Annotated in this window: 21 protein-coding genes and 1 pseudogene; 13 read left to right on the top strand and 9 right to left on the bottom strand. The window is 62.3% G+C overall.

The window, feature by feature from the left end; all coding sequences use genetic code 11:
• Positions 1-44 precede the first annotated feature (44 nt).
• Entirely contained in the window at positions 45-1,097 is a 1,053-nt protein-coding gene (locus NKH57_RS22095) for a DUF1176 domain-containing protein (RefSeq protein ID WP_352947290.1), read from the bottom strand.
• A 134-nt stretch (positions 1,098-1,231) separates the two neighbouring features.
• Between NKH57_RS22095 and NKH57_RS22090 the strand changes: the two genes are divergently transcribed.
• Positions 1,232-1,738 (top strand): DUF1993 domain-containing protein, encoded by a 507-nt coding sequence (locus NKH57_RS22090; RefSeq protein WP_352726617.1) that lies wholly within the window; start codon positions 1,232-1,234, stop codon positions 1,736-1,738.
• Between the two features lie 57 nt (positions 1,739-1,795).
• Here NKH57_RS22090 and NKH57_RS22085 read toward each other — a convergent pair whose 3' ends face one another.
• A complete protein-coding gene (locus tag NKH57_RS22085; RefSeq protein ID WP_352726619.1) occupies positions 1,796-1,960 on the bottom strand; it encodes a hypothetical protein in 165 nt (54 codons plus the stop codon).
• 396 nt (positions 1,961-2,356) lie between these two features.
• Here NKH57_RS22085 and NKH57_RS22080 point away from each other — a divergent pair, with 396 nt between their 5' ends.
• From NKH57_RS22080 to NKH57_RS22070, 3 genes are all read left to right on the top strand, one after another.
• Positions 2,357-2,818: a hypothetical protein gene (locus NKH57_RS22080; protein WP_352947287.1), complete on the top strand. Its 462-nt coding sequence runs from the start codon at positions 2,357-2,359 to the stop codon at positions 2,816-2,818.
• Between the two features lie 116 nt (positions 2,819-2,934).
• The gene (locus NKH57_RS22075) at positions 2,935-4,002 is read left to right on the top strand and encodes an aldo/keto reductase (protein ID WP_352947285.1); all 1,068 of its coding nucleotides are present in this window, start codon (positions 2,935-2,937) and stop codon (positions 4,000-4,002) included.
• Between the two features lie 51 nt (positions 4,003-4,053).
• Positions 4,054-5,319, top strand: coding sequence for a cysteine desulfurase-like protein (locus tag NKH57_RS22070; protein WP_352947282.1), 1,266 nt, complete (start codon positions 4,054-4,056; stop codon positions 5,317-5,319).
• Between the two features lie 18 nt (positions 5,320-5,337).
• Here NKH57_RS22070 and NKH57_RS22065 read toward each other — a convergent pair whose 3' ends face one another.
• The 5 genes from NKH57_RS22065 to NKH57_RS22045 all read right to left on the bottom strand — a co-directional run bounded on the left by NKH57_RS22065 (position 5,338) and on the right by NKH57_RS22045 (position 11,042).
• Positions 5,338-6,366, bottom strand: a complete 1,029-nt coding sequence (locus NKH57_RS22065) for a histone deacetylase family protein (protein ID WP_352947280.1) — start codon at positions 6,364-6,366, stop codon at positions 5,338-5,340.
• Complete coding sequence (locus NKH57_RS22060) at positions 6,363-6,875, bottom strand: GNAT family N-acetyltransferase (protein ID WP_352947277.1); 513 nt, start codon at positions 6,873-6,875, stop codon at positions 6,363-6,365. The genes NKH57_RS22065 and NKH57_RS22060 overlap by 4 nt, the downstream gene beginning before the upstream one ends.
• Before the next feature lie 205 nt (positions 6,876-7,080).
• Positions 7,081-8,010 carry a 3,5-dioxohexanoate:acetyl-CoA acetone transferase gene (gene kce, locus NKH57_RS22055; RefSeq protein ID WP_352947275.1) on the bottom strand — a complete coding sequence of 310 codons (930 nt, stop codon included), beginning with the start codon at positions 8,008-8,010 and terminating at the stop codon, positions 7,081-7,083.
• 4 nt (positions 8,011-8,014) lie between these two features.
• Positions 8,015-9,400 (bottom strand): aminotransferase family protein, encoded by a 1,386-nt coding sequence (locus NKH57_RS22050; protein WP_352947273.1) that lies wholly within the window; start codon positions 9,398-9,400, stop codon positions 8,015-8,017.
• Position 9,401: 1 nt separating this feature from the next.
• Positions 9,402-11,042: a N,N-dimethylformamidase beta subunit family domain-containing protein gene (locus NKH57_RS22045; protein WP_352947271.1), complete on the bottom strand. Its 1,641-nt coding sequence runs from the start codon at positions 11,040-11,042 to the stop codon at positions 9,402-9,404.
• A gap of 156 nt (positions 11,043-11,198) precedes the next feature.
• Between NKH57_RS22045 and NKH57_RS22040 the strand changes: the two genes are divergently transcribed.
• The 7 genes from NKH57_RS22040 to NKH57_RS22010 all read left to right on the top strand — a co-directional run bounded on the left by NKH57_RS22040 (position 11,199) and on the right by NKH57_RS22010 (position 17,065).
• Positions 11,199-11,447 (top strand): ParB N-terminal domain-containing protein, encoded by a 249-nt coding sequence (locus NKH57_RS22040; RefSeq protein ID WP_013532091.1) that lies wholly within the window; start codon positions 11,199-11,201, stop codon positions 11,445-11,447.
• A gap of 257 nt (positions 11,448-11,704) precedes the next feature.
• Positions 11,705-12,103: a GFA family protein gene (locus tag NKH57_RS22035; protein ID WP_352947268.1), complete on the top strand. Its 399-nt coding sequence runs from the start codon at positions 11,705-11,707 to the stop codon at positions 12,101-12,103.
• Between the two features lie 140 nt (positions 12,104-12,243).
• Positions 12,244-12,441: a hypothetical protein gene (locus NKH57_RS22030; RefSeq protein WP_023759485.1), complete on the top strand. Its 198-nt coding sequence runs from the start codon at positions 12,244-12,246 to the stop codon at positions 12,439-12,441.
• A 186-nt stretch (positions 12,442-12,627) separates the two neighbouring features.
• Positions 12,628-13,500, top strand: coding sequence for an undecaprenyl-diphosphatase UppP (gene uppP, locus NKH57_RS22025; RefSeq protein ID WP_352947265.1), 873 nt, complete (start codon positions 12,628-12,630; stop codon positions 13,498-13,500).
• A 71-nt stretch (positions 13,501-13,571) separates the two neighbouring features.
• Positions 13,572-14,360, top strand: a complete 789-nt coding sequence (locus NKH57_RS22020; RefSeq protein WP_352947262.1) for a phosphodiester glycosidase family protein — start codon at positions 13,572-13,574, stop codon at positions 14,358-14,360.
• Positions 14,361-14,541: 181 nt separating this feature from the next.
• On the top strand, positions 14,542-15,606 hold the full coding sequence (locus NKH57_RS22015) for a glycoside hydrolase family 25 protein (protein WP_352947260.1): 1,065 nt from the start codon (positions 14,542-14,544) through the stop codon (positions 15,604-15,606).
• Positions 15,607-16,099: 493 nt separating this feature from the next.
• On the top strand, positions 16,100-17,065 hold the full coding sequence (locus tag NKH57_RS22010; RefSeq protein WP_352947257.1) for a DUF3592 domain-containing protein: 966 nt from the start codon (positions 16,100-16,102) through the stop codon (positions 17,063-17,065).
• A 15-nt stretch (positions 17,066-17,080) separates the two neighbouring features.
• On the opposite strand, the gene NKH57_RS22005 is transcribed toward NKH57_RS22010, so the two are convergent.
• A complete protein-coding gene (locus NKH57_RS22005; RefSeq protein WP_352947254.1) occupies positions 17,081-17,476 on the bottom strand; it encodes a hypothetical protein in 396 nt (131 codons plus the stop codon).
• Between the two features lie 138 nt (positions 17,477-17,614).
• Between NKH57_RS22005 and NKH57_RS22000 the strand changes: the two genes are divergently transcribed.
• Together NKH57_RS22000 and NKH57_RS21995 are read left to right on the top strand one after the other, a co-directional pair.
• Positions 17,615-18,136 (top strand): hypothetical protein, encoded by a 522-nt coding sequence (locus NKH57_RS22000; protein WP_352947252.1) that lies wholly within the window; start codon positions 17,615-17,617, stop codon positions 18,134-18,136.
• Positions 18,129-18,749, top strand: coding sequence for a hypothetical protein (locus NKH57_RS21995; protein ID WP_352947249.1), 621 nt, complete (start codon positions 18,129-18,131; stop codon positions 18,747-18,749). Before NKH57_RS22000 ends, NKH57_RS21995 begins: the two co-directional genes overlap by 8 nt.
• Positions 18,750-18,916: 167 nt before the next feature.
• On the opposite strand, the pseudogene NKH57_RS21990 reads toward NKH57_RS21995, so the two are convergent.
• Positions 18,917-19,644 (bottom strand): annotated as a pseudogene (locus NKH57_RS21990) (IS630 family transposase); the annotation flags it as partial.

Raw genomic sequence — 19,644 nt, 5'->3', positions numbered from 1 at the left:
ATGCGGAGGACGGGTCGAACGCGGCGTTCTTGGTTGGAGTCTTCCTACGGCGCGGTGTTGTAGTCGACAACCGTCTGCGGATTTTCCTCGCCGTCATAGGATGCATCGACGTCGTACTGGACCAGCGAAAAATCACCGTTGCGGAACAAATACGTGCCGGAGTCGGAGGCATCGCCGATGCCGCGCCATTTGTTGAAAGTGGTGATCGTATGGGCGTCCGGGTCATAGTCGGAATTGGTGGCCCATCCCGTGGTGTGGAAGCCGACCACGGTCACGCTCAACAGCTTGCCTTCACTGTCGTTGTTCTCGTAGCGGATATCGGTCTCCGGTTCGGCGAACTGCAATTGCTGCACCGCCGAAAGCTCGTCGGTCATGTAGTAGACCGAATTTTCATTGTAAGCGGCGGCCGAACACGAAAAATGAAACAGCCGTGTTTCCTTGTCAGGATCGCCGGGCTGCGCATTCTTGTCCTTGTACTTGATCGAAAAGACCTCTGGCTCGTCGGCCAGGAACTGCTTGTCGCATTGGTCGCCATACGTCGCCAGAAAGGCCTTCTTGGCCTGTTCCAGTGCCGTGTCCTTCTTCGGCGGCGGCGGCCCGTCGCCGCAGTTTGGCGGCAACGCCTCTTCGAAATCGGCGGTGAAGGGTTTAAGCGCGCCTTTTTCGATGTGGATCGGATCGAAGGGCGGCGCGGCCTGGATTTGGGCATTCACCTGGCGCAGCGTATAGCAGCCGGCAAAGACCTTCTCGCCGCCGCTCTTGTCGGTGGCGCGGATGGCGACGGGGACGTTGTAGAAAATGCTGCCGGCGGCGCCTTCGTTCGAAACGGCCCCGGTCTCGACCTCGACTTTGTCGGTGCCGTCATAACCCTTGACAAAACTGTCGAAATCCTTAGCCGGCTTCGTATCTCCGAAATAGCCCCAGGCGCGGGCGAATTCATGCCGGTTGATGGCGCTGTAGAGCGAGCGGACAACCGCATCGGCGCTCGACCGATCATCGACATAGGGCGTTTCGGGGGTATCTTCGGCGGCCAGGACCGGCAGGCCGATCGGGGCAAGGGCGAGAAAGGCAGTCGCTGCGAAAAGGGCGCGTCTCATCGGGTATCTCCGCTCGATGGGAGATTCCATGGCGATTGCGGCAACGTGGTGACGCTGGTTCGGCGGTCTTGAAGAATCGTGCGCGAAGGCGCTACGTCGCATCCGCCGGCGTTCGGCCGGACAGGAGATTTGACGTGGCAATATCGATGTATGAGGCATCCGTGCCTGTGTTTTCGGCCAGGCTGAAAGCACTTTCCAATGTGCTTGCGACCGCCGAACAGAATGCGATTGACCGCAAGATCGACCCGCAGGTGTTTTTGACGTCGCGGTTGGCGCCCGACATGTATGCTTTGACCCGACAGGTGCAGATCGCCACCGACCATGCCAAGGGGGCGCCGTCACGGCTGGCCGGCCGCGAGGTGCCCAGATACGAGGACAATGAGGCGAGTTTCGCCGATGTCCAGGCGCGCATCACGAAGACCCTGGAGCTTCTGGCGACATTTTCGGCGGCCGAGTTCGACGGTTCCGACGACAAGATAATCGAATTGAAGCTTGGCGGGCGCGAAAGCTCGATGCCGGGCATGCAGTATCTGCTGCATGTGGCCATGCCCAACTTCTATTTCCACCTCACCACGGCTTACGACATCCTTCGCCACAACGGCGTGCCGCTGGGCAAGGCGACATTCCTGGGATCGCGTTAAGGAATTGAGATTTGGAGATGTCCCGACTGATCCGGGACATCTCGCGGCTCGATACGTTTAGCGAGCGGACATTTCGCGGGCGACGCGGGGGAAATCGGCCGGCTTGATACCGATGTCGGCGCGGTCGGCGTTGCTCATCGCATAGAGCAGTGCGAGCGCCGAACGGTATCTCAGATGCTCCTGCGGCCGCGGCCGGGCGAACATTTCAGTGAAGAAACCCATGATTCAAGCCCCTAATTGGTCCTCCACGGCCACCAGTATAGCTGAATCGTGACGATTGTGCAGTGCAGCATTTGCATGCCTGCCATGCTTGGCGAAGTTTTTTCGCCATTTCCTGAACCGACCGAAACTTTTGGCCGACGCGTATCGTAGCCTCGAATGCTGGCTACATGGCCGGTTTTTCCTCGCCACTCCTGGCGAATTCCGGACCGCATGAAAGTGCGGTCCGGCTTCTCATTTCTGGGGTTGAGGAGTTGAAGCGGCGAACCCGCGCAACGGCTAAATTCGTTAAGATCGACGGCATGCAATTTTAACGAGCCGGTTATATGCTCTGAAGCTTGCACAGTTGGGCAAGGGGAGGCAGACATCGGCACTGGCGCCAAGCGTGATTTCGCTTCGTTGCTCGACGACCTCTTCGTTGCCTCCGACAAGGGCGACGGAGTTGGGATCGACGATGCCGGCGCCCGTCCATCCATCCCGTTCGATTATCTCTCGGTGGCCGATGAACTTCATTCCGGCCGCATAAGAGTTTCCGCCACCGAATATCGCGAGGCCGGCGCCGATCTGGCGTCCGAATTCGCCGCCTTGCTCGATCATGCGAAGCTGGCTCTGGCAGGCGAAGAGCCAAAGCCCGAGGAGGAGCTGCCGCCGATCGATCCGGAATCCATCTCCGTCGAACTTGGTCTCAACCAGCCCAAGCAAATCGCCGATTTCAGCCGTATGCGCCGCAGTTTTGCCTTTGCCAATCATCCGGACCGCGTCGCGCCGCATCTGCGCCAGCGCGCCATGATCCGCATGCAGGTCGCCAACATGCTGATCGATGAGGCCAAGCGGCGCGCGGTGGCCGCCGCTCGCCGCTGAACGCCGCTGGCTCACGCAAAAGTCGGTCTGGCGAGGCTTGGAGAGCGCCTCTGGTTTCCGTAGGATGGGACTTCCTCCCCGCGCTGCCGCACCATTTTCCTCCGGAGCAGATTTCCATGCACAAACGCCGTCTCGGTCGGACCAACCTTCTTGTTACCCAGATCTGCCTGGGCTCCATGACCTGGGGCCAGCAGAACACCGAGGCCGAATGCCATGCGCAGATGGACCTGGCCTTCTCGCGCGGCGTCAATTTCATCGACACCGCCGAACTTTACCCGATCCCGCCCAAGGCGGAGACGCAAGGGTGGACCGAAAAGATCATCGGCAGCTGGATGAAGGCCAACCGCAACCGCGATAAGGTGATCCTTGCCTCCAAAGTCGTCGGTCGCACGGCCAACCGGTGGTTTCGCGGCGACAGGCCGTCGCGACTGGTGCGCGCCGATATCTTTGACGCCATCGAAAAATCGCTGGCCAAGCTCGGCACCGACTACATCGACCTCTACCAGATCCATTGGCCGGAACGGGACATCCCTTGGGGCGCCAATCCGACACGCATCGGTGCTGTATCGCCGCGCGCCGATTCTGTCGGCGCACCGGCCGACGAAACACCGATCGCCGAGACGCTTGCCGTGTTCGACGATCTGGTGAAGGCGGGAAAGATCCGCCATTTCGGCCTGTCGAACGAGAGTTCCTGGGGCGTGATGCGTTTCCTTGCCGAGGCTGACAAAGGGATCGGCCCGCGCGTTGCGTCGATCCAGAACGCCTACAATCTCGTCAACCGCACTTTCGAGGTGAACCTCGCCGAGGTCTGCGAACGCGAGCAGGTATCGTTGCTTCCCTATTCGCCGCTGGCGCAGGGTTATCTGACCGGCAAATACGATCATGGCGCGCGCCCGCAAGGGTCGCGCTCGCAGCTGTTCAATCGTGGCCAGCGCTATGAGACGCCCAACGCGGCGCAAGTGCAGCTCGAATACAATGAGCTGGCGCGCTCCTTTGGCCTGGAGCCGGCATTGTTTGCCAATGCCTATGTCTCAAGCCGGCCCTTCGTCACCTCCAACATCGTCGGCGCGACGACCCTTTCGCAGCTCGAGATGGCGCTGTCTTCCGTGGAAATCGTCTGGACCGAAGAGATGCAGAAGGCGGTGGATGCGATCCACCAGCGCGTCGGCAATCCCTGTCCCTGAACGGGATCGGACGTGGCCGAATACTCGACAATTCCAAGGGAGCGGGCGACAATGAATTTTCCGATAGAGCTGGTCCGCGAACGATTTCCGGCGCTGTCCCTGACCGACAAGGGCCGTCGCCGCATCTATCTCGACAATCCTGCCGGCACGCAGGTGCCACAGGCAGTAGCGGATGCCGTGTCGCGCTGTCTCTTGGCCACCAACGCCAACCTTGGCGGCTATTTCGAAACGACGATTGCCGCGCAAACTGTCGTCGACGAGGCGCATCAGGCGATGGCCGATTTCTTCGGTGCGGCGAGCCCCGAGGAAATCATCATCGGCGCCAACATGACGACGCTGACCTATCACATATCGCGCACGCTCGGCCGCGCGATGCAGCCCGGCGACGAGATCATCCTCACCCGTATGGACCACGAGGGCAACGTCTCGCCCTGGCTGCAACTGGCCGAGGATCTCGGGCTCGTCGTGCGCTGGCTGCCGTTCGACGAAACGAGCTGGCAGGTCGAAGAGGCGACGCTGGCTGGCCTGCTTTCAGACAAGACGCGATTGGTCGCCTTGAACTATGCCAGCAACCTGACCGGTTCCATCAATCGCGTGAAGGCGCTGACCGCCATTGCGAAACAGACCGGTGCGCTGGTCTATGTCGACGCCGTCCAGTTCGCGCCGCATGGCCTGATCGACGTGCAGGAGCTTGGCTGCGATTTCCTGATCTGCTCGGCCTACAAGTTCTTCGGTCCGCATATGGGCATTTTGTGGGGGCAGCGCGACGTCATCGATGGCCTGAAACCTTACAAATGCCGCTGCTCGTCGAATGGGCTGCCGGAGCGGTTCGAACTGGGCACGCCGCAAATCGAGTTGATGGCCGGTCTCACGGCTGCGGTTGACTACTTTGCCGACCTTGGCACGGCAGCGGGCGAGGGTGGATCGCGAAGGCGGAAGGTTGCCAAGGCGTTCGAGATGTCGATCGCCTACGAAAACCCGCTGGCGCAACGCTTGATCGAAGGTCTGTCCGATATCGAGGGTCTGACCATCCACGGCATCACCGATCCGAAGCGGATTGGCGAGCGCGTGCCGACCGTCTCCTTCACCGTCGACGGCATCGTGCCGGAGACGATCGTGCGACAGATGAACGCCGAAAATATCTTCCTGTGGTCTGGCCACAACTACGCCTGGGAGATCGTCCACCAACTCGGCATTCCGGCTGAGCAAGGTGTCGTGCGCATCGGCATTGCCCACTACAATACGGCGGCCGAAATCGACGAGACGCTGGAGAGCGTGCATCGGGTCATCGCCATGCTCAGGCAGCAGCGCTCCTGACGTCTGGTCAGGGTGAGATCACCGCGCCTTGCCGTCGAAGCCGGTGAGGAAGGCGGTGAGATTGTCGCCGAGTTCATCGCAGAGATAACCGCCCTCCTGGACGATCACCGTCGGTAGGCCGAGCTTGGCAATGGCCTCGCCGATGCGCGCGAAGCCCGGTGTCGTCACAGAAAGTCCGCCGAACGGGTCGCCCTCGAACGGGTCGAGGCCGAGTGCCACGACCAGCGCGTCGGGCGAAAAGGCTCGGATGCGCTGGAATGCCACTTCGAGTGCTTCGAGAAACGCCGCATCAGTGGATTTGCGCGGCAGCGGCAGGTTGAAATTGTAGCCGAGGCCAGACCCTTCGCCGCGCTCGTCGGCATGGCCCCAGAAGAACGGATAGAAGCGCACCGGATCGGCATGCAGCGAGACGGTGAGCACATCCGGTCGCGCATAGAAGATACCTTGCGTGCCGTTGCCGTGATGCAGGTCGACATCGAGGATCGCGACGCGCGAAGCCGTCCTGCGCAAAACCTGCGCCGCGACGGCCGAATTGTTGATGAAACAGAAGCCGCCGGCGACATCGGCAAAGGCGTGGTGACCGGGCGGTCGGCACAGCGCGTAGGCGGCCGGCGCGCCTGACATTACCACTTCAGCGGCTTCGACCGCGCTCCAGGCGCTCCACAGCGCGCTCTGCCATGTCTCGCCGGAGATCGGGCAAGCCGTGTCGGCCATGTGGTAGCCGGCTTGGCCGACCGCCGAAGCCGGATAGGAGCCGCTGCGCGCGATCGGGTGGATGTTGGGGATCACTTCAGCAGACGCGCCGTCGATGCGCTGCCAGCGCGTGTAGATATGCTCGAGGAAATCCAGATATTCCGGTGTATGCACCGCTGCGACCGGTCCGAGCCCGTGATTGCGCGGCCGCACGATCTCGCAGCCGGCTGCTTCTGCGCCGGCTAATAACCTCTCGACGCGTTCCGGCTGTTCCGGGTTCGGCTGCGCCGCACCGCTCGAAAGAAAGGCCTTGGGGTCGTGGCGCTTCTGTTCCTCGGCATAGAAGGTTTTCATTCCTGCTCCCCATTTTCGGTCGCATCGGCGAAGGCGAAAAAGGCCTCGCCGGTGATCTTCTGCGTCTGCTCGTAGCTCGACCAGGCGATGCCAAGCCTTTCATAAAAGGCCTTGGCGCGCTCATTGTCGGTGTCGACAGATAGACGGAGATAGACGCCGCCGTCTTTCCGGCACTGCGCCGCAACATGCCGCAGCAGCCGCTCGCCGATCTTGCGGCCTCGAAAACGGTCCTCGACATAGAGGTCCTGCACATAGACACCAGGCCTCCCCATCCAGGTCGAAAAGATCGGGAAATATAGGCAGAGACCGGCGAACTCGCCGCCGACTTCGGCGATCAGGGTCGAAAAGGCGGGTTTTTCGCCAAAGCCATAGCGGCGGAGATCGTCGGCGGTGGAGATGATCTCTTCCGGTGCCCCGATGTGGGTCCCGAGTTTCAGGATCGATGCGTGGATGGTTTCGACGTCGTCGATCCGGCCAGGGCGGAGGGCGATTTTGGGCGCGGCAATCATTGGAGGTTCGGCGCCCAGGCGCCCCCCTCTGTCCTGCCGGACATCTCCCCCTCAAGGGGGGAGATTGGTAGCTTTGGCCTTGTCGCCCATCCTCTGACGTTGGAGATTTGCGAAAGCCGTTGTGACAGCCAATCTCCCCCCTTGAGGGGGAGATGTCCGGCAGGACAGAGGGGGGCCGGGCTGGACGCAATCATCTCAGTGATTCTCAAAACGCCACCCGGTCGCCACCCTTCAGCGCCAGCATGTCGCGCGCTTCGGCGGGGGTGGCGACCTCCAGCGACAGCCCATCGAGAATGCCACGGATGCGGCGCACTTGATCGGCATTGGACTTCGCCAGCTGACGGCCGTCATAGAGACTGTCTTCCAGGCCGACACGGACATTGCCGCCCATCGCCGCGGCGATCGAGATCAGCGGCATCTGCTGACGGCCGGCGGCCATCACCGAGAACTGGTAGCTGTCGCCGAACAATTTGTCGGCGATCCGCTTCATGTGGGCGAGGTTGTCCGGGTCGGCGCCGATGCCGCCCAATATGCCCAGCACGAACTGGATGAACAGCGGTCCTGACACCAGGCCCCGGTCGCGGAAATGCGCCAGCGAGTAGAGATGTCCGACGTCGTAGCATTCGAATTCGAAGCGCGTGCCGCAGCCCTTGCCCAGCCTTTCCAGCACGCCTTCCATGTCGGCGAAGGTGTTCTTGAAAATTGTATGCCGCGTTGCTTCGAGCAGCTGCGGCTCCCATTCGTGCTGCCATTCCCGTGGCTTGTCGAGCATCGGGAACAGCGCGAAATTCATCGAACCCATGTTGAGCGAGCACATCTCTGGCTCGGCGCGCAAAGGAGCAGCCAGCCGCTGATCCAGTGTCATCAGCGACGAGCCGCCGGTGGTGATGTTGATCACCGCATCGGTCGCCTGCTTGATGCGCGGCAGGAACTGCATGTAGACGTCCGGATCGGCGGTCGGGCGGCCATCCCTGGGGTCACGGGCGTGCAGATGCAGGATCGAGGCGCCGGCTTCCGCCGCGGCGATCGCGTCGGCGGCGATCTGGTCCGGTGTCACCGGCAGATAGGGCGACATCGACGGCGTGTGCACCGAGCCGGTGACGGCGCAGGTGATGATGACTTTTCGCGGCGCCATTCTTTTATCCCTGGCCTTCGATCGGCAGGTCGAGCTCGGAGGCCAAAACCTCCAGCGAGTCGCCGATGATGGAGACGATCTCGCCGACCTGCTGGCTAGTGACGATCATCGGCGGCGCGACCATGAAATTGTCGCCGTCGACGCCGCCCTTGACCTTGCGGCCATAGATGATCAGCCCGCGCTCATAGGCGAGGTCGAGCAGCCGTTGCGTGGCCTTCTTGGTCTGGTCGATCGGTTTCAAGGTCTCGGGATCGGCAACCATCTGGGCGCCTGTGAGCAGGCCCTTGCCGCGTACGTCGGCGATGAACGGAAACCGCTTCGCCAGCCCCTTCAGCCCGTCCATCAGCACGTCGCCCATGGCAGCCGCATTGGTGATCAGGTCGAGCCGGTCCATTTCGCCGAGCACGGCCAGCCCGGCGGCGCAGGCGAGCGGGTTGCCGGCATAGGTGTGGCCGTGCTGGAAGCCGCCTGAGGCAAGCAGCGGCTGCACCAGCCGCATCGGTGCGGCCAATGCGCCAAGCGGCGCATAGCCCGAGCCAAGTCCCTTGGACAGCGCGACAATGTCGGGCTTGCAGTTCCAGTGATCGCCGCCGAGGAATTTGCCGGTGCGGCCGGCGCCGCTCATCACTTCATCGTGGATGAGCAAGATGCCGTAGCGGTCGCAGATCTCGCGGACGCGCGGATAATAGCTGTCCGGCGCCACCAGGGCTGAGGTGGCAGCACCACCGATCGGCTCCATGATGAAGGCCACCACGCTGTCGGGACCTTCCGCCAGGATCTTCTCCTCCAGCATGTCGGCATAGCGGATGCCGCGCTGTTCCATCGAAAGATTGTCGCGGTCGCGCCAGGCGTTCGGCGCCGGCACGGTCGGCATCACCCGCATCATCGGCTCGAAAGTTTCGGCCAGCGCATCGTCGCCGGTGATCGACAGCGAACCCAGCGTGCCGCCGTGATAGGAGGGAAAGCGGGTGATCACCTTCCACCGGCTGGCCTGGCCGGTGGCGACGGCCCATTGCCGCGCCAGCTTGATGCAGGATTCCGTCGCCTCCGAGCCGCCCGAGACGAAGAAGATACGGTCCATGCCTTCCGGCAGCTTGCCGGCGAGTTCCCGCGCCAGCTCTTCCGCCGGCTCGTTTTCGAAATGCAGCCGATAGGCAAAGGTGGCGCGGTCCATCTGCCGCTTCATGGCGTCGAGCACATTGCGGTTGGAATGGCCGATATTGGCGACCATCGGGCCGCTCGATCCGTCGATGAAGCGGCGGCCGTCCTGCGTCCACATGTAGATGCCTTCGGCGCGGTCGATCAGCGGCCGGCGCAGGCTCGACAGATAGAACAAATGCGATTCTCGCCGGGCTTCCGTGTCTTGAGCGGCGGTCTGGGCTTTCGACATGTCAGGACTTTCCGAGATAACGATCGAGGACATTTTTTGTGACGCGTTCGACCATCGGGTCCTGTCTTAGCAGGCCTGCGACCCATTCGCAGCTTCCGGCGTGGAACACCTCGCCCTTGCCGCGCGGGAAATTGACGATCATGCCGTTGCCGCGTTTGACCTTCTCCAAATTGGCGTCGCTCGCCTCGCCGAACAGAGTTTCGGCGGTGAAGCGACCATCCTCATCGGTGAGGAACTGGTCTTCGATCGGTATATCGGCACTTTCTTCCACCTGGCTGGCCATGCCGACGGCGAGAACCTGCAGGCCATCAGGCGCGCCGCTGGTTGTGGTGGGGTAGGGCAGGCCGCCGCGTATCTCGAAGTCGAGCCCGTCGACCTCATAGCCATAGACATGGCTGTCGGCGCCCAGCAGGTCGCCATAATAGATACCAGTGCCGGCGAAGGCCCAGTGCTCTGGCCGATAGACCGGAAAGCCGCGCACGCCGCGCGGTGCGCAACCGCCCCAGCCGGCATAGACGCCGCGCGTCGCATTGAGCCCGAAGGTCGCCGAACCAGGCCGGCCGATTTCCGGCGCTTCCCAAGAGTTGGTGGCGCGGGTGACATCACCGCCGCGATAGACGGGATCCTCGGCGCGCGCGCGGTATTTGTAGCAGACCTGCCGGCGGCCCTCATCCTCCAGCCGCGTCTGCCACATGAAATTGCCGGCAAAACGCGCCGCATGGCCGCCGCGGGTCACATAGGTGTCGACGGCGTCACGCATCTCCCAAGTCCAGTATTCGTCATGGCCGACAAAGACAACGCAGTCATAGCCGTCGAGAATTTCCGGCGAAAAATGCAGATCGTGCTGGCTGGCGAGATCGACCTCATAGCCGGCCCGTTCGGCGAAGCGGAAGAAGTGGCTGTCATAACTGGCCCAGCCGGACGAAGCGTATTTCTTCGAATGGCCGGTGGCGAGCGCCCATTCCATGTGCGGATAGCGCGGCACCGTCTTCGGCGGCACGGCGACTTCCAGCGGCACGCGCGGCGCATCTTTCGGCAGCACGACGAAGCCGCGGCACCAGGGGCGCTGCGTCGACACGATGGGCGAATACTGGTTGCGGTCCGGCCCGGTGATACCCTGGTAGTGGTTGGAGCCGCCCCAGGTGTTGTAGGCGAGCCAGGTCCCGGTCGCCGCCACCTGCAGCACACGGCCGGGCTTCTTTCCGGGCAGGGGCGTGACGATGAAAATATGGTGGCAATGGATCGGCTTGCCGTCACGGCCATCGGCGGTCAGCGTCACCCGGTAGGCGCCGGATGGCCAGTCCGCCTCGACGCGGAATTCGAACGAGGCGTCCCAGCCGCAGCCTTCGACCGAACATTGGTCGGGCGTGTCCTGCCTGCGCGCCGCGATACCCGTCTTCTCGAACACCTTGGTCTCGGTGCCACCGTCTCGGACGATCTCAATGTTGAACTGCGAGGCCGTCGAACTGACATGGAGCGCTGCCGTTTCGCCGGCGCGATAGGAAAACCGGCCGCTGTAGCACCAGATCTCGCCGCGCTCGCCATCCATGCCAGGCCATTCGTAGTAGTGGCCGCGCACCGCGTGCCGGCGCTGCTCGGGCGTCAGTCCGAAATCGGGGAACTCGGTCGGCAGTTGGGTCATGAACACCGGAGAAGTTCGAAGGCCGCCATTTCGGCGATCTGCCGGTCCAGCGTCAAATGGAAACGATCGGGCCAGCATTCGTTAGCCGCGCCCTTGGCCCCCGTGGTCAAAGAGACTATCTCCACAAAGGGCGGCGTTTCCGCCACGGGGGTCGGCATGCTCAGAGTGCAAAAGGTCAAGGTCGACGAGATCTACGTGCCGACGGCGCGCAAGAAGACGCTGCATCCCGAGACTGTCCGCCATCTGGCCGAGGACATTCTCGAAAACGGCATGAAGACACCGATCCAGGTCCGCCATGACGGCAAGCGTCATATCCTCGTCGAGGGCCTGCATCGGCTGGAAGCGGCAAAGTGGCTCGGCGAGACCGAGATCGAGGCCTATCTGGTGCAAGCCAAGCGCCACTGACACGTCGACAAGAACACCGGTTTCTCGATCAGATATGCTGTCTTAACAAGTCGAATGCCCCGGCGACCGGCGGAAACGCGCCCATCGCTTCGCTCGGCGGTTTCATGCGCCAGAGCCGCGATTACTCCGCCGAAGATGCCATCATGACTTCAGTCCCATCACCATAATCGATGACGTTGTATCAAAGCTTTTGAATTGACCCAATCGGCTCCGCCGCTACGCTCGCGGCTTATTCTCCCCAACAATGGATCCGAGCGATGGCAAGATATGAGGGCGGATGCCTGTGCAAGGCGGTGCGCTACCGCACGGATGCGGCCCCGATCAATGAGCGCATCTGCCACTGCCGGGTTTGCCAGAAGGCGATCGGCGCCGCCTTCAACGCACGCGTGCTGTTTCGCATCGACGATTTGACGGTCGACGGGCCGCTGGCGACGATAAACTCCTCGCCGGAGCTCAAGCGCGGCTTTTGCCCGAGCTGCGGCACGACGATGTTCTCCCGGCGCGATTCCGCGGGCATCATCGGCGTCACCACCGGTTCGCTCGACGACCCCACGGTTTTCAAGCCGCAAATGCATATTTTCATGGCCTCGAAGCAGCCCTGGCTGGTGCTCGATGACGGCCTGCCGCAATACGAAGGCGCGCCGCCGCCAGGTTAGTTTTTCCTTCGGAACGGAGGGCGCAAGCTGAACAAAATTTAATCCAAATCAACACGAGATAGCCGGCAAAGCGTCATTGGCGGGCCATCTTTGTCTTCCTATTTATGGGGTGCGGGTAACGGCATTCGAGGAGACGACGGATGAACGACAGCATCAGCACCCTGGACGAGCTTTTGAGCGATCCGATGGTCCTGCTTGTAATGGAGCGCGATCGTGTGCGCCCCGAACAGGTGCGCATGCTGCTCGAACGGGTTCGCCGGCCTGCCGTCGATGAGCCCGTCGTTCCGCCGGCGCACGTGATCGCCAGGGCATGCCAGAAACTCTGGCTCTGCCCGTAATCGCGTTGCGATTTTCCTGTGAACCTCAAGCCGGCCCAAGCTCGGCCGGTTTTCAATCGCGCACCCCGACGCACCAGCTTACAAATCCGTAAATTGATTATCTGGCCCACGACTATAAGGCTTGCCGGGGATTGACCTCGACTGGTCGGTCCGCGCAAGCCGATCTCTCATGCATGGAATTCGCCATTGGTCGACATCTGCACTCAAGGCCTGGACACGGGCTTCGTCGGCCTGGGCTATGCCAAGGTGGCGATCCTTGGCGTGGTGCAAGGCATCACCGAATTGCTGCCGATTTCCTCAACCGCCCACATGCGCATCGTGCCGGCTGTGCTTGGCTGGCAGGATCCGGGTTCGGCCTTCTCCGCCGCCATGCAACTCGCGGCCCTTGCCGCGGTGATCAGCTATTTCTGGGGTGACGTCAGGGACATCCTGTTTGGTTCGCTCGATGCCCTGGCGCGACGCGATTTCGCTGACCGGCATCTCAAGCTGGCGCTGTGGATCGTGCTGGCAACGATCCCGATCGTCATCGCCGGGGTGGCGCTATCGGGCGTGCTCAATACCTGCAATTCGCCGCTGCGCAGCCTGACGGTGATCGGCTGGGCCTGCATCGCCATGGCGATCCTGCTGGCGCTGGCCGAGATTCTTGCCCGCCACCGGCGCACTGTGGACGAAGCCTCGCTGGCTGACGCGCTGCTTGTCGGCATCGCCCAGATCGGCGCCCTGATTCCGGGCGTGTCGCGCTCAGGTTCGACCCTGACCGCGGCACTGGGGCTCGGCTTCAAGCGGGCCGAGGCGGCGCGTTTCTCGTTCCTGCTCGGGCTGCCCGCGATTGCGCTCGCCGGCCTCAAGGAGCTTTGGGAACTGCACAAGGTCCATCTCGACGCCCATGGCTGGTCGGTCCTTGCCGTCGGGCTGGTCGTCGCCTCGATCTCCGCCTTCTTCGCCATTTGGGGCCTGATGCGTGTGCTGGAGCGTTTTTCGGCCTGGCCGTTCGTCATCTATCGCGGCGTGCTCGGCGTCGTCCTGCTGCTGGGCGTCGCGATGGGCTGGCTCGTTTAGGGCACTTTCACAGTCTCGCTTGAAACGGGCTATATCCGTACCGGACCCCGAATCTGGATTCCGGTACGCGCATGGATTTTTTGACCCTTCTGCAATCGGTGCCGCCGCTGCTGGCGCTGGCCAAGAGCGCGCTGCCCTCGGTGGCGGCACTCGGCATGGGGTTTGGCCAGTGGGTTGCCTCGCTGCCGCCGTGCCGGGACTTCGCCTTCGAGGCGACCAGCTATCTCGTGTGCGAGGTCGATCCGAAACGATATCAGGTCGAATTGTTCTGGAAGGACCCGGCGGGCAAGCCGTTTCAGTCGCTGCACAATCTCAGTGCCTCGCAGCAGGCGGTCGGGCGCACGATGCTGTTTGGCATCAATGCCGGCATGTATCATCCGAACCTCGCGCCGGTCGGTCTTTATGTCGAGCAGGGCCAGGAAATGGCTTCTGTGAAGACCGGGTCGGGAACCGGCAATTTTTCGCTGCAGCCGAACGGCATTTTCTACATGCGCGACGGCAAGGCGGCGGTCCGCGCAACCAAGGATTTTGTGAAAAGGCGTCCGCCCGTCGACTATGCGACGCAATCCGGGCCGATGCTGGTGATCGACGGCAAGCTGCACCCTAAATTCCAGGCCGACGGCACCTCGCGAAAAACCCGCGATGGTGTCGGCGTGCGTAGGGATGGCGTCGTCGTCTTCGCGATTTCGAACGGCACGGTGACCTTCCATGCCTTCGCCCGTCTTTTCCGCGACGCGCTCGGCTGCGACAATGCGCTGTTCCTCGACGGCACGATATCAAGCCTCTTCGCGCCGGCCATCGGCCGCAATGACGACTACTGGAATCTGGGGCCGATGATCGGCGTTTTCAGGAAGCCGTAGCGGCTTTGCCGACCCCACAAGAGTGGCCGATCCCTTGCGCGGAGAGCCAGATTTCGCTGTTTGGCCTACGTGAAAAAAATTGATTCAAACTTTATTGGTAATTTCTCATTCATAACTGGTCCGGTTTGTCCGTTGGCTGTCATTTCGCCCTCGGTCTGTTGTGTTTTGAGTACAGGTCCAGATGCGGATTCCGGGCGCCATCAGTTTCTTGATCGCATCGCTATGCCTTGCCGGCTGCACGTCGACGACCGGCGTCGATGCCCTTGATTTGCAGAAACCGTCGAGCGAAACAACCAGCTCGGTGGTGCGGCCGCCGGCACCCATCGCGGCAGTGCCTGCGTCAGCGGCCAGGCGCGCGCCACGGGCGGAAACGGCGCCGGTAGACGCGAGCCCCCGGCCTTTCGGCCTGGCCGAAGAAGAGACGGTGGCACTTTCAGCCCCTGACCCGTCGGAGAGCGTCGAGCCGATGGTCGAGCCGGCGGCCCTGGTATCACCGCCGAGGCTGCTGAGCCGCGCAGCACCGCCGATGCTTGCCGGGCCCGTCACGCGCTATGGTTTTCGCGACGCCAAGCCGATCAATTTCGGCAAGGCTTCGCCCCGCCACCTTGCCGTGCACGGCGTCGATGTCTCGCGCTGGCAAGGCAACGTCAACTGGGAAAAGCTACGCGCCCAGGGCGCCAACTTCGCCTACATCAAGGCGACCGACGGCGGCGACCATCTCGATCCGATGTTCAATAGGAACTGGCGCAATGCCGACGCGGCCGGCCTGAAGCGCGGCGCCTATCACTTCTTCTACTGGTGCCGCACGGCGGGCGAGCAGGCCGACTGGTTCATCCGGAACGTGCCCAGGGTCGAAGGCGCGCTGCCGCCGGTGATCGACGTCGAGTGGAACGGCGAGTCCAGCTGCAAGCGACGGCCTTCGCGCGAAAAGGTGCTGGAGAAGATGCAGGTGTTCATGGACAGGCTGGAGCGCTATTACGGCCAGCGGCCCATCATCTACACCGCGCCTGATTTCTATCGCGACAATCTGCGCGGCGCCTTTCTCGATTATCCGTTTTGGTTGCGGGCGGTGGCGCGGCACCCCTCAAAGGTCTACCCCGACCGCAAATGGCTGTTCTGGCAGTATTCCGGCTCCGGCCTGTCGCATGGCGTCACCGGCCGCATCGATCTCAACGTTTTCCACGGCGACGAGCGGCAATGGCGCGCCTGGGCCGGAGGTCGAATCTCCGTCGCAGAAGCCGACTGACGCAATCCATCAGGCCCGGCATCCTCCGCTCTGTTGGACCCGCGATGATGCGACCGGGATCGAGGCGGCTGCGATGGCGAAGAATGGAACAATTTCCTGGCCGTGAGGCCATCGTGACGCGCCGCAGACTGTTGCTGTTTGCGCTGCTACGGCCACTGAACGCCGGTGCCTGTCCGCGATGAGCAGTCGCCGCATATGCCCATCCTATCAGCGTGGCCGGCGATGCGATTCATCGAAGGTGACATAGGCCAGGACTGCGGAGAATGATCCGAAATAGGTCAAGACCGCAGCGGCAATCATGAGGTCGTAAGTCGACACGTTGGTTCTCCCTTCGATTGATATCGAGAAGACAGCACACGCGGTGAATGTGCGTTGATCCAGATCAACGGAAGACAGTCGTTTCCAATTCCGAGGGGAGGTTTCGCGAATAGACAAGACATTGCTGCCGCGTTGCTGTCTATGTGCAGGTTCCTGCACTCCTGGGGGAGACGAGTTGGAGCTCAAGATTCTGCTTGTCGGCTTTGCCTGCGCGGTCGCCGGCATGTTGTCGCTCATCACCTTCTTGAAATGGCGCGAGGTGCAGGCGCTCAGCCGCTGGCTACCGGCGCCGGGAAAGATCATCTCCTCGCGCGTCGAGGCACGCGAGGTCCGCAGCTCTGGCAGCGGCTCGGATAGCAGCGATTCCACCGAGATGCGCAATTTCCCGGCCATCACCTTCGAGTACAAGGTTGGCGGCAAGACATTTCAAAGTTCGCGCTACAGCGTGCAGGAGAATCTTGGAAATTTCGAAGTCACGGAGACGCTTGCGCGGTTTCCCAAGGGCGCTCAGGTGACAGTGTTCTATGATCCGGCGGCTCCGGGCAAAGCCGTCATCGAGCGCACCATGCCGGAAGGCGCCTTCAAGTTCATGGTCCAGCTTTCGGCGGGGCTGGTGATCGGCGCGGTGGCGCTGGTGTTTTCCGTCGGTGGTGTCCTGGAGGCGATCGGCCCGCATTTGCCCAAGCCGCAGAACCTCGGCGCAGGTGCGCTGCTGCTGTTCATGGGCCTGTTTGCCCTGCGCATGGGCTTCGCCCAGAAATCGATGGCCGAGCAGGCGGCAAAATGGCCGGTCGCCGCCGGCCGCATCGACACCTCAGGCCTGCAGGCGCTGCGAACCCATGAAGGCTATCGACGCCGGCGGACCGTCTTCACATCCCGTATCGTTTACTCCTATGGCGTCTCCGGTCAGCGCTACAGCGCCGATCGCGTGATCTTTGGCGCCACCGTGACGGCTTCGCTGCCCGGCCTCGTCGGCGGTCAGGCGCGGCAGTATGTCGAGGGCAGCAAGGTCGACGTGCACTATGACCCTGCCAATCCCGGCTCGGCGGTGCTCGAATGCCGGGTGCGCGGGCTCTGGTTGCTGTGGGTCTGTTCTGCCGGCTTGCTCGGCGGCGCCGCCTTTCTGGTCGGGCTGTTCTGAGGCGCCGGGATGCCGTCAGCAGCGGACGAGGAGGCCGCTGTCGAAGCCAGGCCAGGTGAACCGCAGCGTGGCGCCATGTCTCACGATATGAATGATACGCGTGAACGGCTCCTCGAGCGACGGATCAGAGCCGTAGCATTGGCTTGCCTGCACCACCCAGCCCGTCGGGCTTTTGCGAAATGTCGCGTGCTCGCAGCCGAATTCGGGAAGCGACAGCGCGGTCTGTTCCACGGTGAAGACGGTCTTGCGCTGGACGTCGGCGGCCGCGTGGCAGTTCAACCTGTCGCTCGACCATGTCCCGACATAGGGCGCCGCGGCCAGTGCCGTGCCGCCTGCGAATGCGGACATCGCCATCGTCATCACCAAACGCTGCATCACCGGTTTTTCTCCATCGCTGATGCGCTCGACCATACAGACTGTTGGGGACCAAGGGATATGTTTCGTCCAGGAGCGGATAAACGCAGCCGTTCCGGATTTCGCTTATGCTTTTGCCCGGATGATGCGACTGTGCGGGCCAGTACTCAGGCAACGCTTTCCCAGAGACATCTGATGATCACCCGCACACTGGCCTTCGTTTTTCTGGGCCCGCTTGGCCCGATGCAGGCGGCTAACGCCAAGGACTGTCTGCTGAGCCACGCCACCTATCGGGAACCGCGCTCGGGCGCCGTCATGCAATTTCGGCCGCTCGACAATGAACCTGCGGCGCTGACGGCCGAAGTGCTTTCGCTGACCGTGCCCAATACCGTGACAAGCCTGCCGGCCGACATCACCTGGACCAACGGCAAGAATTCGTTTCCGCTCGGCACCATCCGCCACACCTGCACCGACGACGATCGCGAAGCGGGCCTGCAGGACGGCAGCGGGCTGTGCAGGATATGGGATGGCCAGGTCTACGCCTTGACCGGCGGCGGCGCCGAGCAGTTGAATTCGCGCGAAGCGACACCGGCGCCGAAAGGGCTGCTCTTGCCGGATTTCGGCGTGGCTTTTACCGAATGGGCCGAATTCGCCAACGCCAACCCCGATGGCTCAGCGTGGGATGCCTTCACATTGACAGGATGCAGCGATGAATAGCGCCATCAGATCGATCAGCTTGACCTCCGCCCTGCTTGCATCCGCGACGATACCCGCCGTGGCGGACGAGCCGGCGCCGTCACGCCCGCCCATCGACAAGTGCGTCTGGGAAAAACTGGCCGACAAGACTGTCGGGCTCGCCGCCTGGGCGCAGCGCTGCGACTTCGGCTTCCGCCAAATCCACTTCGAATTCGCCGGCAACGCGCTTGCAATCAAATACAGCGATGGCGGCGCGGCAGACCCTCTCGTCGAGGTCTTCGATATCATATCAGGTGAAACCGCCGAGGCCGCCTTGCGGCGCCTTTTCCTGGAAAAGACCGACAAGGTTGTCAGTGCGCGCTGCGTGCTGGCGCCTTACACCGAGGGCACGGTGCCCGCCGGCGTCAAACGCTACACATTCAGCCCCGACGCCGACTATGCGAGAGAGCTGAAAGCGGTAGCCGACCCCAACGAGGTTCCGGAACCGCCGTGCGGAGACTGGGGCGAAGTGCCGGACGGCATCCAGTATTTCGAGGTGCCAGCGGGTGAGGGGCGAAAAGTGCTGTTCGTGCGTATAGGCCAGGACGAGCCGTTATTTGACGAGCAGACGCTGCAAGTGTTGCCGGCGGGGTAGGGCGGGGATCAGGTCCAATCTGGATTGATTGGGCTATGTGGTCTGCCTTCTACGCCTCTACGTACTCAGCGAGGCTGACACCGTTAGGCACATCCAGCCCATCGGCTCGCAAGCCTTCGATGTGAAAGCGAATTGCGTCGCGAATCTCGGTTTTCGCTTCAGGCACATTAGAGCGGGATGAATTTAGGTTGGGCATAGCCAGCCTCGGTGAAGTAATTTCGGCATTCGGTTGACGTGACCTCGCCGAGGATTTGGCCGATGGCGTCACAGACGGTTTCGACTGTTCGCTTGGCAGCCTTGCGCAGCCAGTGCTTGAGCTTGGCGAAGAGCTTCTCGATAGGATTGAGGTCGGGCGAGTATTTCGGCAGCAAGAACAGCCTGGCGCCGGCTGAGCGAATGGCGCGGCGCACGGCCTTGCCCTTGTGTGAGCCGAGATTGTCCATGACGACGATGTCGCCTGGCTTGAGGGTGGGGACGAGAACCTTGTCGACGTAGAGCTGGAAACGCTCGCCGTTGATCGGTCCGTCGATGAGCCATGGTGCATCGACACGGTCATGGCGCAACGCCGCCAGGAAGGTCATTGTCTTCCAATGGCCGTGTGGCACCTTGGCTTTGATCCTCTCGCCGCGCGGCGCCCATCCCCTGAGCGGCGCCATGTTGGTTTTGGTCCATGTCTCGTCGATGAACACCAGGCGGGAAGGATCGATACGGTCCTGATACTTGGTCCACTGTGCCCGCCGGCGCGCCACATCCGGGCGATCCTGCTCAGCCGCGATCAGCGTCTTTTTTTGTGACTGAGCTTCTCGGCGTGGACGAACTCCCACACCGAGCGGTAGTCGACCGCAAGGCCGCGCTCGGCCAGTTCGGCCACAAGTCCGCGTAGCGTAAAATCCGC

This window comes from Mesorhizobium sp. M1050 (assembly GCF_040318715.1).
In the GTDB taxonomy this organism is placed as follows: Bacteria; Pseudomonadota; Alphaproteobacteria; order Rhizobiales; family Rhizobiaceae; genus Mesorhizobium.
Note: the sequence above shows the minus strand (reverse complement) of the source record. Positions and strands in the feature narration are given on the sequence as shown.

What these genes read in the sequence shown, in the direction of transcription:
- NKH57_RS22060 (WP_352947277.1), bottom strand. Translation starts at nt 6,875, where the DNA reads ATGATTGCCGCGCCCAAAATCGCCCTCCGCCCTGGCCGGATCGACGAC.
- NKH57_RS22085 (WP_352726619.1), bottom strand. Translation starts at nt 1,960, where the DNA reads ATGGGTTTCTTCACTGAAATGTTCGCCCGGCCGCGGCCGCAGGAGCAT.
- NKH57_RS22040 (WP_013532091.1), top strand. Translation starts at nt 11,199, where the DNA reads ATGCTCAGAGTGCAAAAGGTCAAGGTCGACGAGATCTACGTGCCGACG.
- NKH57_RS22030 (WP_023759485.1), top strand. Translation starts at nt 12,244, where the DNA reads ATGAACGACAGCATCAGCACCCTGGACGAGCTTTTGAGCGATCCGATG.
- NKH57_RS22065 (WP_352947280.1), bottom strand. Translation starts at nt 6,366, where the DNA reads ATGAAAACCTTCTATGCCGAGGAACAGAAGCGCCACGACCCCAAGGCC.
- NKH57_RS22070 (WP_352947282.1), top strand. Translation starts at nt 4,054, where the DNA reads ATGAATTTTCCGATAGAGCTGGTCCGCGAACGATTTCCGGCGCTGTCC.
- NKH57_RS22075 (WP_352947285.1), top strand. Translation starts at nt 2,935, where the DNA reads ATGCACAAACGCCGTCTCGGTCGGACCAACCTTCTTGTTACCCAGATC.
- NKH57_RS22045 (WP_352947271.1), bottom strand. Translation starts at nt 11,042, where the DNA reads ATGACCCAACTGCCGACCGAGTTCCCCGATTTCGGACTGACGCCCGAG.
- NKH57_RS22020 (WP_352947262.1), top strand. Translation starts at nt 13,572, where the DNA reads ATGGATTTTTTGACCCTTCTGCAATCGGTGCCGCCGCTGCTGGCGCTG.
- NKH57_RS21995 (WP_352947249.1), top strand. Translation starts at nt 18,129, where the DNA reads ATGAATAGCGCCATCAGATCGATCAGCTTGACCTCCGCCCTGCTTGCA.
- NKH57_RS22000 (WP_352947252.1), top strand. Translation starts at nt 17,615, where the DNA reads ATGATCACCCGCACACTGGCCTTCGTTTTTCTGGGCCCGCTTGGCCCG.
- NKH57_RS22095 (WP_352947290.1), bottom strand. Translation starts at nt 1,097, where the DNA reads ATGAGACGCGCCCTTTTCGCAGCGACTGCCTTTCTCGCCCTTGCCCCG.
- NKH57_RS22015 (WP_352947260.1), top strand. Translation starts at nt 14,542, where the DNA reads ATGCGGATTCCGGGCGCCATCAGTTTCTTGATCGCATCGCTATGCCTT.
- kce (WP_352947275.1), bottom strand. Translation starts at nt 8,010, where the DNA reads ATGGCGCCGCGAAAAGTCATCATCACCTGCGCCGTCACCGGCTCGGTG.
- NKH57_RS22035 (WP_352947268.1), top strand. Translation starts at nt 11,705, where the DNA reads ATGGCAAGATATGAGGGCGGATGCCTGTGCAAGGCGGTGCGCTACCGC.
- NKH57_RS22050 (WP_352947273.1), bottom strand. Translation starts at nt 9,400, where the DNA reads ATGTCGAAAGCCCAGACCGCCGCTCAAGACACGGAAGCCCGGCGAGAA.
- NKH57_RS22005 (WP_352947254.1), bottom strand. Translation starts at nt 17,476, where the DNA reads ATGGTCGAGCGCATCAGCGATGGAGAAAAACCGGTGATGCAGCGTTTG.